The sequence below is a fragment of the Pseudomonas sp. App30 genome, from assembly GCF_047947025.1.
Lineage (GTDB): Bacteria > Pseudomonadota > Gammaproteobacteria > Pseudomonadales > Pseudomonadaceae > Aquipseudomonas.
In genome coordinates this window covers 6569119-6585884 of sequence record NZ_CP133165.1, presented here as the reverse complement: position 1 = coordinate 6585884, position 16766 = coordinate 6569119, and the positions used below count along the sequence as shown (strand labels likewise).

15 protein-coding genes are annotated in these 16766 nt (G+C 67.8%); 1 reads left to right on the top strand and 14 read right to left on the bottom strand.

Going from position 1 to position 16766, the window contains the following annotated elements:
* The first annotated feature begins 64 nt into the window (after positions 1-64).
* Positions 65-2827, top strand: coding sequence for a beta-glucosidase family protein (locus RAM80_RS30340; RefSeq protein WP_416424055.1), 2763 nt, complete (start codon positions 65-67; stop codon positions 2825-2827).
* A gap of 30 nt (positions 2828-2857) precedes the next feature.
* On the opposite strand, the gene RAM80_RS30335 is transcribed toward RAM80_RS30340, so the two are convergent.
* The 14 genes from RAM80_RS30335 to gspF form a co-directional block, all read right to left on the bottom strand.
* Positions 2858-4156: a chloride channel protein gene (locus RAM80_RS30335; protein ID WP_416427595.1), complete on the bottom strand. Its 1299-nt coding sequence runs from the start codon at positions 4154-4156 to the stop codon at positions 2858-2860.
* Positions 4157-4364: 208 nt separating this feature from the next.
* Positions 4365-6008 (bottom strand): acetolactate synthase large subunit, encoded by a 1644-nt coding sequence (locus RAM80_RS30330; protein ID WP_416424054.1) that lies wholly within the window; start codon positions 6006-6008, stop codon positions 4365-4367.
* A gap of 141 nt (positions 6009-6149) precedes the next feature.
* Positions 6150-7478 carry a thymidine phosphorylase gene (deoA, locus tag RAM80_RS30325; protein ID WP_416424053.1) on the bottom strand — a complete coding sequence of 443 codons (1329 nt, stop codon included), beginning with the start codon at positions 7476-7478 and terminating at the stop codon, positions 6150-6152.
* 75 nt (positions 7479-7553) lie between these two features.
* Entirely contained in the window at positions 7554-8450 is an 897-nt protein-coding gene (locus RAM80_RS30320; RefSeq protein ID WP_416424052.1) for a nucleoside-specific channel-forming protein Tsx, read from the bottom strand.
* Between the two features lie 281 nt (positions 8451-8731).
* Complete coding sequence (gspD, locus tag RAM80_RS30315) at positions 8732-10942, bottom strand: type II secretion system secretin GspD (protein ID WP_416424051.1); 2211 nt, start codon at positions 10940-10942, stop codon at positions 8732-8734.
* On the bottom strand, positions 10939-11448 hold the full coding sequence (locus RAM80_RS30310) for a hypothetical protein (RefSeq protein WP_416424050.1): 510 nt from the start codon (positions 11446-11448) through the stop codon (positions 10939-10941). Before RAM80_RS30310 ends, gspD begins: the two co-directional genes overlap by 4 nt.
* Positions 11445-12059, bottom strand: coding sequence for a type II secretion system protein GspM (gene gspM, locus RAM80_RS30305; RefSeq protein ID WP_416424049.1), 615 nt, complete (start codon positions 12057-12059; stop codon positions 11445-11447). The genes RAM80_RS30310 and gspM overlap by 4 nt, the downstream gene beginning before the upstream one ends.
* Positions 12034-13041: a type II secretion system protein GspL gene (locus RAM80_RS30300; RefSeq protein WP_416424048.1), complete on the bottom strand. Its 1008-nt coding sequence runs from the start codon at positions 13039-13041 to the stop codon at positions 12034-12036. Before RAM80_RS30300 ends, gspM begins: the two co-directional genes overlap by 26 nt.
* Positions 13038-13748 (bottom strand): type II secretion system minor pseudopilin GspK, encoded by a 711-nt coding sequence (locus RAM80_RS30295; RefSeq protein WP_416424047.1) that lies wholly within the window; start codon positions 13746-13748, stop codon positions 13038-13040. Before RAM80_RS30295 ends, RAM80_RS30300 begins: the two co-directional genes overlap by 4 nt.
* Positions 13745-14344 (bottom strand): prepilin-type N-terminal cleavage/methylation domain-containing protein, encoded by a 600-nt coding sequence (locus RAM80_RS30290; RefSeq protein WP_416424046.1) that lies wholly within the window; start codon positions 14342-14344, stop codon positions 13745-13747. The genes RAM80_RS30295 and RAM80_RS30290 overlap by 4 nt, the downstream gene beginning before the upstream one ends.
* Complete coding sequence (locus RAM80_RS30285) at positions 14341-14691, bottom strand: prepilin-type N-terminal cleavage/methylation domain-containing protein (RefSeq protein WP_416424045.1); 351 nt, start codon at positions 14689-14691, stop codon at positions 14341-14343. Before RAM80_RS30285 ends, RAM80_RS30290 begins: the two co-directional genes overlap by 4 nt.
* Positions 14688-15116, bottom strand: a complete 429-nt coding sequence (locus RAM80_RS30280; protein ID WP_416424044.1) for a GspH/FimT family pseudopilin — start codon at positions 15114-15116, stop codon at positions 14688-14690. Before RAM80_RS30280 ends, RAM80_RS30285 begins: the two co-directional genes overlap by 4 nt.
* Positions 15117-15118: 2 nt before the next feature.
* Positions 15119-15529: a type II secretion system major pseudopilin GspG gene (gene gspG / locus RAM80_RS30275; RefSeq protein WP_416427593.1), complete on the bottom strand. Its 411-nt coding sequence runs from the start codon at positions 15527-15529 to the stop codon at positions 15119-15121.
* Between the two features lie 22 nt (positions 15530-15551).
* Positions 15552-16766 carry a type II secretion system inner membrane protein GspF gene (gene gspF, locus RAM80_RS30270; RefSeq protein ID WP_416424043.1) on the bottom strand — a complete coding sequence of 405 codons (1215 nt, stop codon included), beginning with the start codon at positions 16764-16766 and terminating at the stop codon, positions 15552-15554.

Sequence of the window (16766 nt, the reverse complement as noted above, 5' to 3'; positions counted from 1 at the left end):
TTTGCCCTCGTTGACTTTATTACACCCGGTTCTCCCTGGAGGCCCGCGCGTGGGAGTAATTAAAATGAGAAGCACACACTCGCCCAGACTTGCCACTTCATTGACCTTGCTGACCCTGGCCATTGCCCAATGCCTGGCGACCCAGGCCTGGGCCCGCACCGCGCAACAGGCCGACGCCCTCGCCCAGCAGACCGTGAGCCAGATGACCCTGGAGGAAAAACTCGCCTACATCGGCGGCACCGGCGGCTGGGACATCAAGCCCCTGGCCCGCTTCAACCTGCCGCAAATCTACGGCGCCGACGGTGGCCTGGGGGTCCGCTACACCAGCCAGGGCAACGACCAGGGCGTGGTCTACCCCAGCGGGCCGAACCTGGCGGCCACCTTCAACCTGCGCCGCGCAGTGGATTTCGGCCGCGCGCTGGGCTATGACACCGCCAGCGGCGGCTACAACTACATCACCGGCCCGGGCATGAATATCTACCGCATGCCCTACGGCGGGCGCAATTTCGAATACCTGACCGGCGAAGACCCGTTCCTGGGCGCCAGCATGGCCCCGGCGGTGATCAACGGCATCCAGTCCCGCGGCATCTGGGCCGACGCCAAGCACTACGCGGCCAACGACCAGGAAACCAACCGCTTCACCCTGAACGAGACCATCCCCGAACGGGTGCTGCGGGAAATGACCCTGCCGCCGTTCGAGTCGGCTGCCAAGAACGGCAAAGTGGCGTTGATGATGTGTTCGTTCCAATTGGTGAACGGCGATCATGCCTGCGAAAGCCATCACCTGCTGCGCGAAATACTCAAGGACCAGTGGGGCTTCCCCGGCTTCGTGCAAAGTGACTATGCGGCCATTACCGACGGGTTGAAAGCAGCCCAGGCCGGCGCCGATATCGACATGTTGTTTGGCACGCAAATGAACAGTACTGTGCTGACCCCCTACATCAATAGCGGGGTACTGAGCGTCGCCACTATCGACGACAAAGTGCGGCGCATCCTGCGCGAAATCTACCTGTTCGACTTCGACACTTATGTGCCGCCCACCACCCACGACATGGATAACCCGGCCAGCAACCAGGCCTCGTTGAACGTGGCCCGCGAAGGCATTGTGCTGTTGAAAAACCAGAACAACCTGTTGCCCCTCAACCGCAATACCGTGAAAAAAGTGGCGGTGGTGGGCGTACTCGGCAAATACGCGCCGCCCACCGGTTTCGGCAGCGCCTATGTGTCGGCGCGCAACTATGTCAGTGAAGTCAGCGGCATGGCGCAAGTGGCGCCGCAAACCCAGGTGACCTTCCTCGACGGCCTGTCCCTGGACCCGGCCGCCGCGCCCTGGACCCACCTGGACACCGACGGCACCACCTCGGTGGCGGGCATGACCGCGCAGTACTACACCACCACTGACTGGAGCGGCACGCCGGCCGCCACGCGCACCGACACCTTCGTCAACCTCAACTGGGACAGCGACACCAACCTGCCCACCAACGGCGACACCTCCAGCACCTCGATCCGCTGGACCGGGCGCATCACCCCCACGGTCAGCGGCGACCAGGTGTTCAAGGTGCGCGCCGACGGCGTCATCCACCTGACCGTCAACGGCCAGGAAATCATCAACAACGGCGATGGCACGCCGCTGCCCGACAACAGCATCCCGCCGACCATCCCGCAGTACGCGAAGATCACCCTGCAGGCCGGGCAGACCTACGACGTGGTGCTGGAATACTCCCGTCGCCCCAACTACATCGCCAGCCTGGGCGGCTACACCGGCGTGCAGATGAGCTGGGCCTCGCTGACCGCACCCAGCGACATCAGCAGCTATGACGCAGTGCTGGTGGCCGCCGGCAACAGCAACGAATACGAGGGTGAAGGCTTCGACCACATGTGGGAGCTGCCTGAATTCCAGGGCCAGCTGATCCAAAGCATCGCCAGCCAGAACCCGCACACCATCGTCGCGCTGCATGGCGGCACGGGGCTGAAAGTCAGTGACTGGGTGGACCAGGTGGGCGGGCTGCTGCACGCCTTCTACCCGGGCCAGAACGGTGGGCAGGCGCTGGCCGAAATTCTGTACGGGCAGGTCAACCCGTCGGCCAAGCTGCCGATCAGCCTGGAGCGCAATATCCAGGACAACCCGATCTACAGCTACTTCCCCAACTTCGACAACGAAGGCACCCTCACCCAGATCAGCTATGCCGGTGACCTGGAACTGGGCTACCGCGGCTACGAGAAAAAAGGCACGACGCCGCTCTATCCGTTCGGCTATGGGCTGTCGTACACCCAGTTCCGCTACTCCAACATCCGCGTCAACCCGTCGGTGGCGTTCGGCAACAACCCGGTCAGGGTCTCGTTCAACGTCACCAACACCGGGCGGCGTGCCGGGGCCGAGGTGGCCCAACTGTACGTCGGGCAGCGCAACCCACGGCTGGAACGGCCGATCAAGGAACTCAAGGGCTTCCAGAAAGTGCTGCTGCAACCGGGGCAGAGCCGTCGCGTAACCATCGAACTCAATGGTCGCTCGCTGGCGTACTACAACCCGACCCGCAGCACCTGGGTGATTGATGCCGACACGTTCAACATCAGCGTCGGCTCGGCGTCCAACGACATCCGCCTGAAAGCCAAACTGGTAAGCCCGTACCGGCAGCAGTTGTCAGTGACCAACAGCAACCCGCTGCCGCGTTCGGTGCAACAGGCCGCCCAGGTCAGCGCCCGGCAGCTGCGCATGAGCGCAACGACCGACCAGGCCAGTGGCGATGAACTGGACACCCCAGCCATCTCCACTGACACCAGCACCCCAGCCACCACCACGACCACCGGAGGCAGCAGCACCCAGTAGGCAATGACGGCCAGGCCCCGCGCAGCCCCCTCAGGGCTTGCGCGGGGCGAACCGTTCCAGGAACTGGTGCGCCAGGGCGTGGTACAGCGACACCGGGGCGATCCAGCCCGATATCGCGGCGGCCATCAGCGTGGTGCCGAGCATGGGAATGGCCAGGTCCGGGCTGTGGGACAACTCCAGCACGATCACCGAGGCCGTCAGCGGCGAGCGCGTGACGCCGGCCAGGTAGGCGCCCATGCCCAGCAACGCGCAGGTCTGCAGGTTGAAACCGGGCAGCCAGGCCAGCAACGGCGCGAAGGCGGCGCCAATGCTCAACGATGGTGAAAACAACCCGCCCGGGATACCGGCCAGGTAGGACACCACGTTGGCCAGGAACTTCCACAGCAAAAAGCTGCTGCCGGTGACCGGCTGGCCGTCGAGCAAGGCATGGGTTTCCTGGTAGCCAGTGCCGAACACGTGGTTGCCGGACACCAGCCCCAGCACCGCCAGCAACAGGCCACAGGCGCCGGCAAAACGCACCGGCCCACGTTCGCGCAGGGCACACAGGCGGCCCAGCCAACCCGTGCGTGCTGGCAGCACCAATTTGACGTAGACCCCGCCCAGTACCCCACCCAGCACCGCGCACACCGGCACCTCGCTCCAGCCCCAGCCGGCGGGCAGGTGGCCGCCCACCTCGCCGAAGTAGGCGTAATGGCCCATCAGCCCGAGGGTCACGGCGCCGCCGATCAGCACGGCAGTCAGCACCAGGCCGCTGAAGCGCTGCTCAAAGGTACGGCTCAGCTCTTCAATGGCGAACACCACCCCGGCCAGCGGCGTGTTGAAGGCCGCGGCGATGCCCGCTGCGCCGCCGGCCAGGATCAGCCCGGCCACCGTGCGGCGGCTGTGCAGGCCCAGGCGGGTGCCGAAGGCGTGCAGCACTGCGGCGCCCAGGTGCACCGTGGGGCCTTCGCGGCCCACGGAACCGCCCACCAGCAGCGCCCCCAGGGTCAGCAGCATGCGCGCCGCCGCCACGGGCAGGCCCAGCACGCGGTTGCGGAAACTACGCGACGGCAGCTCCAGCGCGGCGATCACCTGGGGAATGCCGCTGCCCTTGGCGCCGACGAACCAGCGCTGGGTGACCCAGGCCAGGCCGGCGAAGCCCAGGGGCGTGACCAGCAGTGGCGCCCAGGGGGCGATCGCCAGCAGGCGCTGGAACAGGGCGAAGGACTGGTCCGCCAGCCAGGCGAAGGCCAGCGCCACCAGGCCCACCAGCAGCGCGCCGACCCAGAAGACGGCGCGCTGGCGGCCGGTGCGCCAACGTGAGCGCAGCAGACGACGGCCGCGTTGCATGGGCGACGACAGGGTGGGGTTCGCAGTAGAGGGCTTGAGCATGGGGCGCCTGGCGGTGGCAGTCAAAGTGCCTAGTATGCCAGCCGTGCGGGGGATGTTCAGTGAAACGCGAATGCGTGGGGAGTGGAGACGCGGCCTGCGGCCGCTGCTACGGGGTTTTGCGCACGCAATCCACCGTAGCAGCGGCCGCAGGCCGCGTCAGGGGCGCTTACACCAAGGCGCTGCGGCGCTTGAGCTCGCTGTTGAGAATGAAGTCATTCTCGGAGTAATCGACCGGGCAGTCGATCACGTGCACGCCCGGGGTGGAGAGGCACTGTTCCAGCAGCGGCAGGAAGCCTTCGGCGCTTTCCACGCGGTGGCCCTTGGCACCGTAGGACTGCGCGTACATCACGAAGTCCGGGTTGCCGTAGTCCAGGCCGTAGTCGGTGAAGCCCATGTTCGACTGTTTCCAGCGGATCATGCCGTAGCCGTCGTCACGCAGGATGATGACGGTGAGGTTCATCTTCAGGCGTACCGCGGTTTCCAGTTCCTGGCTGTTCATCATGAAGCCGCCGTCGCCGCACACGGCCACCACCGGACGGTCCGGGTACACCAGGTGCGAGGCCATCGCCGACGGCAGGCCGGCGCCCATGGTCGCCAGGGCGTTGTCCAGCAGCACGGTGTTAGGCTTGTGGGCCTTGTAGTTGCGCGCGAACCAGATCTTGTAGATGCCGTTGTCCAGCGCCACGATGCCTTCCGACGGCAGGGCGCGACGGACGTCGGCGACCATGCGCTGCGGGTAGATCGGGAAGCGATTGTCGTCGGCGCCTTCGGCGATCTGCGCCTCGTTGGCCTCGCGGATGGTCATCAGGCGGCTGAAGTCCCAGTGCGGCTGGGGCTCCAGGGCTTCGCTGATCTGCCAGACGGCGTTGGCGATGTCGCCCACCACTTCGATCTGCGGGAAGTACACCGGGTCCACTTCAGCCGAACGGAAGTTGATGTGGATGACTTCGGTACCGCCACGCACCATGAAGAACGGCGGCTTCTCGATCACGTCGTGGCCGATGTTGACGATCAGGTCGGCCGCTTCAACGGCACGGTGCACGAAGTCACCGGCCGACAGCGCGGCGTTGCCCAGGAAGCGCGGGTGGCGCTCGTCGACCACACCTTTACCCATTTGCGTGGTGACAAATGGCACGTTGGTCTTGTCGATCAGCTGGCGCAGGACCTTGGCGGTCATCTTGCGGTTGGCGCCGGCGCCGATCACCAGGATCGGGCTGCGGGCAGCCTTGAGCTTGGCCACGGCGGCTTCAATGGCCTTGTGCTCGGCCAGCGGGCGGCGGTGCAGGCTCGGGGTGATCGGCATGCTGTCGGTCTGCTCGGCAGCGATGTCTTCAGGCAGCTCCAGGTGCACGGCACCCGGTTTTTCTTCTTCGGCCAGGCGGAAGGCTTCACGCACGCGCGACGGGATGTTGTCGGCGGAGGCCAGTTGATGCGTGTACTTGGTCAGTGGTTGCATCATGCCGACCACGTCCAGAATCTGGAAGCGGCCCTGCTTGGACTTCTTGATCGGCTTCTGGCCGGTAATCATCAGCATGGGCATGCCGCCCAGGTAGGCATAGGCGCCGGCGGTCACCAGGTTGGTAGCGCCCGGGCCGAGGGTGGACAGGCTGACGCCGGTCTTGCCGGTCAGGCGGCCGTAGGTGGCAGCCATGAAGCCGGCCGATTGCTCGTGGCGGGTCAAAATCAGCTTGATCGGCGATTTGCGCAGGGATTCAAGCAGGTCCAGGTTTTCTTCACCTGGAATACCGAACACATATTCGACGCCTTCGTTTTCCAGGCATTGAACGACGACATCTGCGGCCTTGGCCATTTTTATTCCTCAAATCTGGGCATGCGGATGCAGCCCGGGGTCCGTCATTGGCCCCGGGGCTGGGAGTTGCCGGCATAGGTTAGCCGTTACTGGGCGCGGGGGCGAGCCCGGATGTTGGTACACGCACAATTGAGTGTTCGGTCAACAAACACTCTGGCCCCCAGTGCCCAAAAAGTAGGCATTGCGCAGGGCCTGGGCGGCGGTTTCGGCCGCCGTTTCGCTGGCTGCATGCACCCAGCCCAGCGGGCGCTGACGGCCCACCGCTTCGCCCACGAACGCCAGGTCGCGGAAACCGACCGACAGGTCCAAATTGTCGTCAGGGCGGCGGCGGCCGCCGCCCAGCAGCACCACGGCCATGCCTACCGCACGGGTGTCGATAGCCTCGACCTGGCCAGACGCGGCGGGCCATACCGGCCGCTGGATCGGCGCCTGGGCCAGATAGTGACCCGGGCGCTGCACCAGGTCGGCCGGGCCACCGAGCGCCGCCACCATCTGCTGGAACCGCGCCAGCGCCGCGCCGCTGTGCCAGGCGTGCAGCAGTTGCTCGCGCGCCGCAACGGGGTTGCCCGCCCTGCCCGCCGCCACCAGCGCCTCGGCGCCCAGCGCCAGGGTCACCTCCCACAACCGCGGGCTGCGCACCTGGCCCTGCAGCAGGGCAATGGCCTCGGCCACTTCCAGGGCGTTGCCGGCGCTGCGTGCCAACGGCTGGCTCATGTCCGTGACCAGTGCGCGGGTGCGCACCCCGGCGCCGTTGGCCACGGCGACGATGCTGTCGGCCAGGGCCTGGGCATCCTGGGTGGCGACCATGAAGGCGCCGTTGCCGCTTTTTACGTCCATCACCAGCACGTCCAGCCCGGCTGCGAGTTTCTTGGCCAGGATCGACGCGGTGATCAGGTCGATGGACTCCACCGTCGCGGTCACGTCGCGGATGCCGTACAGGCGGCGATCCGCCGGCGCCAGGTCGGCGGTCTGGCCGATGATCGCGCAGCCGACCGCGGCCACCACCTCGCGCAACTGCAGGGCACTGGGCTGCAGGTTGTAGCCGGGGATGCTCTGCAGCTTGTCCAGGGTGCCACCGGTATGGCCCAGGCCGCGCCCGGAAATCATCGGCACGTAGCAGCCACAGGCGGCCAGCAACGGCGCCAGCACCAGGCTGACGCAATCGCCGACGCCGCCGGTGGAATGCTTGTCCACCACCGGCCCCGGCAGGTTCCAGCGCAGCACCTGGCCAGAGTCGCGCATGGCCGTGCTCAGGGCAATGCGTTCGTCCAGGCTCATGCCGCGTATGCACACCGCCATGGCGAACGCCGCCACCTGGCCCTCGCACAGGCTGCCGTCGGCGATGCCGGCGACAAAGCGCTGGATATCGCCGCTGGCCAGCGCGCCGCCGTCGCGCTTGCGGCGGATGACCTCCTGGGCCAGCCAGCCATCAGTTGCCGCTGCACACACTTCTACAGGTTGCGACTGCATGTACGCCCTCCATGGAAACACTTCACCGGTAAAACAGCTGCCAGACGATAACCGGCGGCACGCCGCCAGGCCAGATCAGAATTGATAGCCGACGCCGAAGTAGTAGCCCCAGCCGGTGGAACGGGCGTTGAAGTTGCCGTCGCCGAAGTTCAGCTCGGTGCCGTCCTTCCACTGCCCGCCGTTGTGGAAGTAGCGCCCGGCCGCCATCAGCCGCAGGTGCTTGAAGTTGTACAGCAACACGTTGGTGGCCACGGTGGCGTTGGCGGTGCGCGTGGCGCCGGCCTCTTCGTGCAGGTCGGAGCCGAAGTCGTAGTTGGTGAAGCCGATGTAGGTCAGCGAGGCGCCGTTGCCGAAGTGCTTGAGCGGCAGGATGTACTTGAGCTGCGCGCGGTAGCCGTCCCAGCTGTTCTCGTTGGCGGCGCCATAGTTTTCCCATTGCCGCCGCGCGTACAGGTTGGCCGAGAGGATCACCGGGGTGCCGGTCTTGATGTCGGTGCCCAGGCCGCTGTACAGGGTGTTGGCGCGGTCGGCCCTGGTGTGGCCCATGTCGTAGATCCAGTCGAACGCCAGGTAGAACTCCTTGAAGGGCCCGAAGCCGAGCTTGTGGCCGCTGAGTTCGTCGATGGAGATGCGCGGCTCGTGCTCCATGAACACCGGCGAGCCCTTGTCCCATTCGCCGCTGTCATGGCTGTTGCCGATGCCCAGCACCTTGGGCGCGTCGATGTAGCCGTACAGCTCGTACGGGCCCTTGCGGCCGTAGTACTCGTATTCCAGGTAGATGTCGTCGGAAGGCCGCGGGCCGAAGCTGATGTCCTTGCTGCCGATCAGGGTCACGTCCTGGTTGAACCAGGGCGTGTCCTCGGGCAGCGGGTTGGCGGCCACCGACGGGCCGGTGGCGGCCCAGGTGGTTGGCGCAGCCGCCAGGGTCAATGCGGTAAAGGCCCAGACACGCGGGAAAGAACAGTGCTCCACAATCACTTCTCCATAAGTAGCTGCAGGCAAATGCCTTGGCATGACCGGGTTCAGCGATAGCAGGATGTGTGCCAGGGGAATAAGGCGTTGCGGATCAAGTGGATAGCAAAAAGGCGCGGTTGATTTTTACCAAACGGTCTGGTGTGGAGCACTCGGTTTGTGCGCGCTGCGCCGTGTTGGCGCAGCGGCTGGGACGCGGCCTGCGGCCGCTGCTACAGGTCCCCCCCCCCCGCATCCCCGTAGCAGCGGCCGCAGGCCGCGTCCACAGGCACCGCGTATCCTCAGGGCTTGAGCAACTGCATCTGCTGCCGGTAATCATCGGTGGCCTGCCGCGCATCGTCGGCGCTGGCGACCACGCGCGGGGTGATCAGCACGATCAGCTCGGTGCGGTCTCTCGCCTTGCTGGTACTGCCGAACAACCAACGCAGGCCAGGGATACGGCCCAGGCCCGGCACGCTGGACACGCTCTCGCTGTTGTCCTGCTTGATCAGCCCGCCCAGCAGCACGGTCTGGCCGCTCTGCACCGCCACCTGGGTAGACACCGAGCGCGTGGAGATGCTGGGGTTGGGCTGGCTGGTGGTGACGCTGCTGGTGTCGGCGTCGCTCACCTGCTGCTGCACGTCCAGGTACACCAGGCCGCCCGGATTGATGCGCGGGGTGACGTCGAGAATCACGCCGGTCTGCACGTACTCGACGCTGCTCAGGGTAGTGTCCGAGGTGCTGGTGTTCACCGTGGTCTGGCTGATGGGGATGTTGTCGCCCACCTGGATCTGCGCCTGCTGGTTGTTCATCACCACCAGCGACGGCGCCGACAGCACCTGGGTGCGGCCGCTGGTTTCCAATGCGTGCAACGCTACCTGGAAGTTGCTGCTGACAAAGGAATAGAACGCCGTGTCGGTGGACCCCAGCCCTGCCCCGCCACTGCCGAGCGCACCTTGCGAACCGCTGCTGTTGGCCACCGTGGTGCTGGTGGAATTGCCGGCCAGCTTGCCCAGGTACCACTGCACGCCCAGGTCCAGCTCGCCGGTGAGCTTGACCTCGAGGATGCGCGTTTCGATCTGCACCTGCAGCGGCCGGTTGTCCAGGCGCTTGATGGCCGCCTCGATTTCCTTCCACTGCGCCGGGCGGGTGCGCACCAGCAATTGGTTGGTGCCTTTCTGCGCGGTGATGCGCACGCTGTCTTCCAGGGTTTTCGGCGTGCCCTGGGCGGCGGCGCCGTTGCTGTCGTCGGTGCTGGCGTCAGTGTCGCTGTCGTCGTCACCTTGCGCCGTTTGCCGGGTGGCGGCCTGGGTCGTCAAACCGCCCGTGGCGGTGCTGCTACCGCTGCTGCCGTTGAGCGACGACAGCGTGGTGGTGCGCAGCCCCGGCGCGACCTTGGCGGCGCTGTCGTCCTTGACCTGACCGCTGCCGTAGATCTGCCGCAGGTATTTGGCCAGGTCCGTGGCTTTCATATTACGTACGTCGTACACATACATCTGCGGCTCGTTGCCACCGCCCTCGTCGATGGTCTTGATCCAGTCGCCCACCTCCTGCAGGTAGGCCGGCTGCGGGGAGATGGCGACGATGGAATTGGTGCGCTCGTTGGGCATGAACTTGACCATGCTCGCCAACGGCAGGCCGCTGTCGGGGCCGAACAGCTTCTGCAGCTGCGGCATCAGCTCGGCCACCGCGGCGTGCTGCAGGCCGTAGACGCCAATGGACATGCCCTTGAGCCAGTCGACGTCGAAGGTGTCGATGGTGTCCTGGTAGTTGGCCAGCTCCTGCGGCGTGCCGGCCAGGCTGAGCACGTTGCGCGCCGGGTCCACCAGCAGGAAGGCGTTGTCGCGCACGAACGGCTTGAGCAGCTTCTGCATCTCGCTGGCGGCGATGTATTTGAGCGGGTACAGCCGCGCCGACAAGCCGCTGGTGGGCGCCGCCACCGGCATCTCCGGCACCAGCTTGCCGGCCACCGCCTGGGCGGCGGGCAGGATCACGTAGCGGTCGCCCTGGCGGATCATGGCGTTGTCGCTCCACGACAGCAGGGTCTCGAGGATGGACAGCGCCTGCTGCTTGTTCACCGGTTTCGAGGTGGAGAAGCTGACGTTGCCCTTCACGCCCTGGGCGATGCTGTAGTTGGCGTGCAGCAGGTCGCCCATCACCGTGTTGATCACCGCCTCGATGGGCTGGTCGGTGAAGTTGAACATGATGTCGCCCGCCCCGCCCTCCGCTGCCTTGGCCGGCGCCTGGGGGCGGATGAAGCGCTGGTTGCCGCTGATGATCTGCCGCGCGACCGGCGCCCGGGCCGGCGCGGGGGCGTCGATGACCGCCGCGCTGGGCGGCAGCACCGGCCGTTGCGCGCCGGTGCCGGCCAGGGCCTCGTGCAGCAGCGCCGGGTCGTTGGCCAGTTCATGGGGTTGCCCGGCGCAACCGGCCAGGGCCAGCGCAGCCGCCAGCCCCAGCGAGGGGGTGCGCAGGCGCGCGGCGATGGGGGTGAGGCGATAGATGTGGGTCATGGTGCCGTTACGTGTGGAAGGGTAATGGGGGGCGTTGCAGCCGACGCCGGCAGGCGCGGTACGGGCAGGCTCAAGGTGCGGGCCTGGCCCTGGCGCTGGAAGGTGGCGCTGGTGGCCTCCACCTGGTCCAGCACCCAGCCGCTGTCCAGCGCGGCGCCGCGGGCCAGCTTCAGCGAGCGCTGGTCGGCCAGGCGCAGCAGCGCCCAGCGGGCCTGGCCGTCGACCACCACGCCGCTCAGGCGCACGCCGTCCAGGGTCTGCGCCGCGGCAGCCTTGGCGACATCGGGCTGGCGGCCTGGGCTGAACAACGGCTGCTGCCAGGCGATCATGCGCTGGGCCTCGGGCAGGTCGACCATGGCCGGCGGCGGCGCAGGCGGTGCTGGCACAGGGGCCTTGCCCTCGGCGGGCAGCCAGGCCACGGCGTGCTCCTGGTCCAGCCAGGCCCAGGTCAGCGCGGCCAGCAGCAGTGCATTGATTGCCAGCAACAACAGGCGCTTGTGGCTCATGGTCGTGGCTCCTTGGCGGCGGCAGCGCCAGTCAGGTAGCCGCGCAACAGCAGCTGCACGCTCAGGCGCCCTGGGCCGCCGGCCGCCGGGGCGTCGTTGTTGCGGTGCACGCTGAGCGCTTCGACGAACAGGTACGGCTGGCCATATTCCAGGCCGTGCAGCAGTTGCATCAGCGGTTCGCTGGCGCAGGCCAGGGTCAGGCTGACCTTGACTTGCCGGTAGGCCTGGCCGCCGTCGGCCTCGGGCACGATGGGCATGCGCTGGGTGACTTCGCAGCCAGGGCCCAGGGCGGCCACGGCCTTGACCCGGTCGACGGCGGCCTGCATCAGGTCAGCTGCCGCGGCGCTGGGGTCGTTGCCGGGCAACAGGCTGCGCCGCGCGCTGGGGTTTTGCCGGGCCTGGGCCAGCGCCGCCTGCAACGCCGGCCCCTGGGCCAGCACCTGGGCGTAACGCTGGTGCTGGGCCTGCAGGGTGGCGGCCTGTTCGGCCAGCTCCGCCATGGGCGTGCTGAACCAGCTGGCGACCAGCAGTTGCCAGGCCGCCCACAGCAGCAATGCCAGCACGGCCAGGGCGAGGATACGGCGCTCATTGCGCGTGGGTTGACGGCGCATCGACGGCCTCCTGAGTGAGGTGGGCCACCAGCGAAAAGCGCTCGTTGCCGGTTTGCCCATCCGGCTGGATCACGCCCTGGAAGCGCGGGTCCTGCAGGCTGTGGCAAGCATGGGCGCGGGTGATCAAGGCGCTGGCATGCCTGCTTTGGCCGCTGATGTTCAGCTCGCCGCCATCGCGCACTTCCAGCTGCTCCAGCCAGGTGTCGTCGCCCAGGCACTGCGTGAGTTCGGTCAGCAGCGCCGTCACGGTCGGCCGCGCCTGCTTGAGGCGCGCCAGGTAGCTGGCAGCGCCCTGGGTGTCGATGAGCTCGCGGCGTTGTTGCTCCAGGGCCTGCACCTGCTGGCGTTGCTGCTGCACCTGGGCCTGCATGCGCGCGACACTGGCCTGGCGACCGTTCAGCAGTACCAGCATCAGCGCCGCCAACGACACCACCACGCCCAGCGCCAGCACGCGGTTGAGCCAGGCGGCAGGCGCCGGGGGGCGCAGCTCGGCCGGCAGCAGGTCGAGGCCCTGGGCATCGACGCCGACCACCGCCAGCCCTGCCGCGTGGCAGTGCTCGAGGATGGCCCGTAGCCGCTCGCGATGGACCGCCACCAGCCGCACCTGCGCCGTGTCGCCGCGCGTGCGCTCGACACGTGCGGCGAACTGCACCTGCTCGGCCGGGTAAGGCGTGTAGCGGTCGATCTCGAAGGCCAGCACCCGCTGCAGCTCCGCCGTGGCCGCCACGGGCAGGCTGATGGTCTGCGCCATCACGTCCTGGGCAGGCAAGACCAGCACGGCCGGCAGGCGCCGGTCGAAGGTGTCGGGCAGCGGCCACGCCAGCCGTTGCGTCAAGGGCGCCGAAGCCAGGCGCGCACGCCACGCGGGCGGCAGCAGGCCATGCAGTTCGCCAAGCCACAGCTGCAGCCAGCGCCGCGCCAGGCTGGCCTGCCAGCGGCGCTGAAGGTCGGCGAGCGGCCGACGGAGTGCGGTCAGGTTCATTCTTGCCAGCGCAGGACCCGGTATGGCCTGGCGCCCTCCTTCGCGGTGATCAACATCAGGGTTACCTGCAAGGTGGCGTGGTAGCCGCTGGGCAAGGTTGCCTGGCTGACCACGGTGAAAATCTGCCCAGGGTCGGCGCCGCTCAAACGCACGCGCGGCAGGCCCAGGGCCTGGGCCAGTGGCGGCGGCGCCAGTGCCGGGTCGGGTTGCGCCTGGCCGGCCCACACGGTTACCCAGGGCAAGGCGCAGTGGTACAGCGCGTAGCTCATGCCCGGCAGCTCGCGCAGCTCGTCCAGGGTGCGCAGCGGCACGGGGCCGTTGCGCTGCCGCTCCAAGGCCTGGAGGGCCGACTCGGGCGCGCCGCCGCAAGCCTTCAACAGCCGTCGCACATCGGCCAGGGACGCGGCGTTGAGGTCCAGCTTGCCGCGCTCGCTGACCACGCTGACCGCCACTTGGGCACCATCGAACACCAGCGCATGCACTGCGCCATCGGCGCGCCAGCGCGCCTCCACGTCACGCCCCTGCAAGGCCATCACCGCCTGCCCCAGGCCGGCCTCGGCGGCGAACAGCGCCTGGGCGTTGGCCGCCTGCCACAGCGCCTGGCGGTGCTGCAGTTGCACGGTGCCGGCCAGCGCCGCCAGCAAGGTGCCCAGCAACGCCAGCACCCACAGCACCAGCAGCAGCGCCACGCCGCGTTGGCGGTTCATGGCGCCGCCTCGCTGGCCAGGTCCAGGCGCAGGCTGACCTGCTCGCGCACCCAGGGCACCACGCCACGCAGCGTCGCCTCGATGCGCACCGCGCGCGGCAGGCGCTCGGGCCACGGCCACTCCGCCAGCCAGCCGCTGTCCTTGGCCAGGGGCGACAGCCCGCGGTAGCTGAAGGCCAATTGTTGTACCTCGCGCAGCAGCACCTGGGGCTCGCCGAAGGCGCTCAGGGCCTGGCCATCCAGCCGGGCCAGGCGCACCTGCAACTGCTGGTGCACCAGGCTCAGCTGTTGCTGGTACAGGCCGCCGCCAATCGAATCCGGCAGCGGCGCATAAAAGGTCATGGCAGCGGCGTGGCCGACAAAGCGCACCGGCTTCGCCGTGACGTCGTCCTGGGCCACCGGCAGCGCCTGGCCAATGGCGCGGCGCAGAAACGTTTGTGCGGCGCGCACCTCGTCCAGGCGCTCGCTGAACACCTGCGCCTTGGCCACGGCGCGGTTGGCGCCCACCAGCGCCGTGGCTACCAGACCCAGCAGCACGCCCAGCAGGCTCAGCACCACGAGGATTTCCAGCAAGGTGAAGCCGCGCTCACGCCTCACGAGCCGCGCACCCACAAGGTGCTGAACTGCGCCTGGCGGCCGTCGGCCTTCAGGGTCAGTTGCAGGCGAAACAGCCGCGCCGCACCGGCCACCGACGGCACCTGGCTGACGTCGCAGACCCAGGCCACGCCTTGCCACTGGCCCTGGCGCCGGCCGCTGGCCAGCGGGCCTTCGCCCAACTCGTCCATCAGCGAGCGCGCCGCCAGGTTCAGGCGGTCGCTGCGCGCGCTCTGCTGCAAGGCCCGCGCGCTTTCGCCAAAGGCACCCAGCAGCACGGTCGCGCACAGCGCCAGCACCGCCAGCGCCGCGAGCATTTCCAGCAGGGTGAAGCCGCGTTGGCGGTTCATCGCAGGTCCCGCAGGCGCACGTTGCCGGTCAGCCAGGCGACGTCGATGCGCCACTGGCGCTGGCCTTGGGTGATCAGCACGTTGCCGCCACTGGCACCGCCGTCAGGGTAGAACTCGAACCCGGCACCCAGGCCGTCGGCGGTCTGCAGGCGCACCTGCCAATCACTGGGCCAGTGGGCCACGGGCTTGCCCGGCGCCTGCACGGTGCGGGCGCGCAGGTCGAAACCGGTGCGCGCCGGCTGGCCGCTGACAATCGCCTGCACCCGCGAGGCGCGCAGGGCATCGACCATCTGCGCCAGCGCCTTGCGCTCCCCGGCGCTGTGCAACCCACGCTGCAAGCCATAGCCCACCAGCCCCGCGGCGACGCCGATGAGCACGACGACCACGAGCATTTCCAGCAGGGTGAAGCCGCGGGCGCGCTGCATGGTTATTCCCAGTTGCCCAGGTCGGCGTTGTAGCCTTCGCCGCCCGGCTGGCCGTCCTGGCCGTAGAAGATCAGGTCGAAGCTGCCGTGTTCGCCGGGGAAGCGGTAGCCGAACGGATGGCCGAACGGGTCCTTCAAATCCGACGGCTTGGCGTAGGGGCCGACCCAGTTGCCCGCCGTGGAAGGCTTGGTCACCAGCTGGTTGAGGTTGGCCGGTGGCGCGCCCATGTCCAGGGCGTAGCTCTCGACCTTCATGCTCAGGCTGGCCAGTTGCGCCTTGCCGGCGCCGTATTTGCCCTTGTCGACGTTGCCGCCAACTTGACGCACGACGATGGTGGCGACGATGCCCAGCAGCACGATCACCGCGAGCATTTCCAGCAAGGTGAAACCGCCTTGGCGGCGGCCCGTGTTCATGGTTTTCATGGGGTGTGGTCCTTTAAATGTTACTGGTGAGGCTCATCAGCGGCAGCATGATGGCGAGCATGATCACGGCGACCATCACCGCCATGACCACCGTGAGCGTGGGCACGAGCGCTGCGAGCAGGCGGTCGATGCCGCGCTTGGCTTCGACGTCGAACACCTCGGCGACTTTCAGCAGCATGCCGTCCAACTCGCCGGCCTGTTCGCCGACGTCGATCATCTGGATGGCCAATTCGGGCAGCAGCAATTGCGACCTGCCTTGTGGGAGCTCCTGGCTCAGGCCGCTGGCCAGGGTGCCGCCGCCCTTGACCCAGTCGGTGGCCTGCTCCACCTGGGCGACGATGGCGCGGTTGCTGCACACCTGGCGCACGATCAGCAGCGCCTGCAGCAGGGCCACGCCGTTGCTCAGCAAGGTGCCCAGGGTGCGCGCCAGGCGCGCGGCCTCGATGCGTTGCAGCAGCGGGCCGATGACCTTGATCTTCAGCAGGCGCAGGTCGTTGCGCTGGCGCCGGGCGGGGTCGCGCTGGGCGATGGCGCTGCCCCAGATGACGACGATGAGGCCGGCGAGAACGACCAGCCCCCAGGCGCTGAGGAACTCGCCCATGGCCAGGATCACCTGGGTAATCAGCGGAATCGGCACGCCCAGGTCGCGGAAAATCGGTACGAACTGCGGCACCACGTAGGCCAGCAGCAGGGCCAGCGAGCCCAACACGCCAACCACCAGGAACGCCGGGTAGATCAGCGCGTTGATCACCTCGCCGCGCAGGGTCTGGCTGCGTTCGAGATAGTCGCTGAGCTGCCTCAAGGTGTTCTCTAAAGCACCGCCCGCCTCGCCGGCGCGAACCATGCTGATGTACAGCGTGGAGAACTGCCCGCCCTCTTCTTCCAGGGCCTGGGACAGCGGCTTGCCGGCCTTGACCTGCTCGCGGATGCGTTCGATGAGCGCGCGGGCCTTGGCTTCCTGGGTCTGCTTGAGCAGGATGCCCAGGGAGCGCTCCAGCGGCTGGCCGGCGCCCAGCAGCGTGGCCAGTTGCTGGGTGAAGCTGACCAGGGCGGCGCCGTTCATGGCCTGGCTGGCGCGGGCGCTGCGCGCGCTGCCGGCTTCTAGGCTCAGTACCAGCCAGCCACGGGCCTGCAACTGGGCCACGGCCGCCTGTTCGCTGGCGGCGTCGAGGCTGCCCTTGTGCGCGGCGCCGTCGGCGGCCAGGGCGCGGTAACGGAAGGTCTGCAT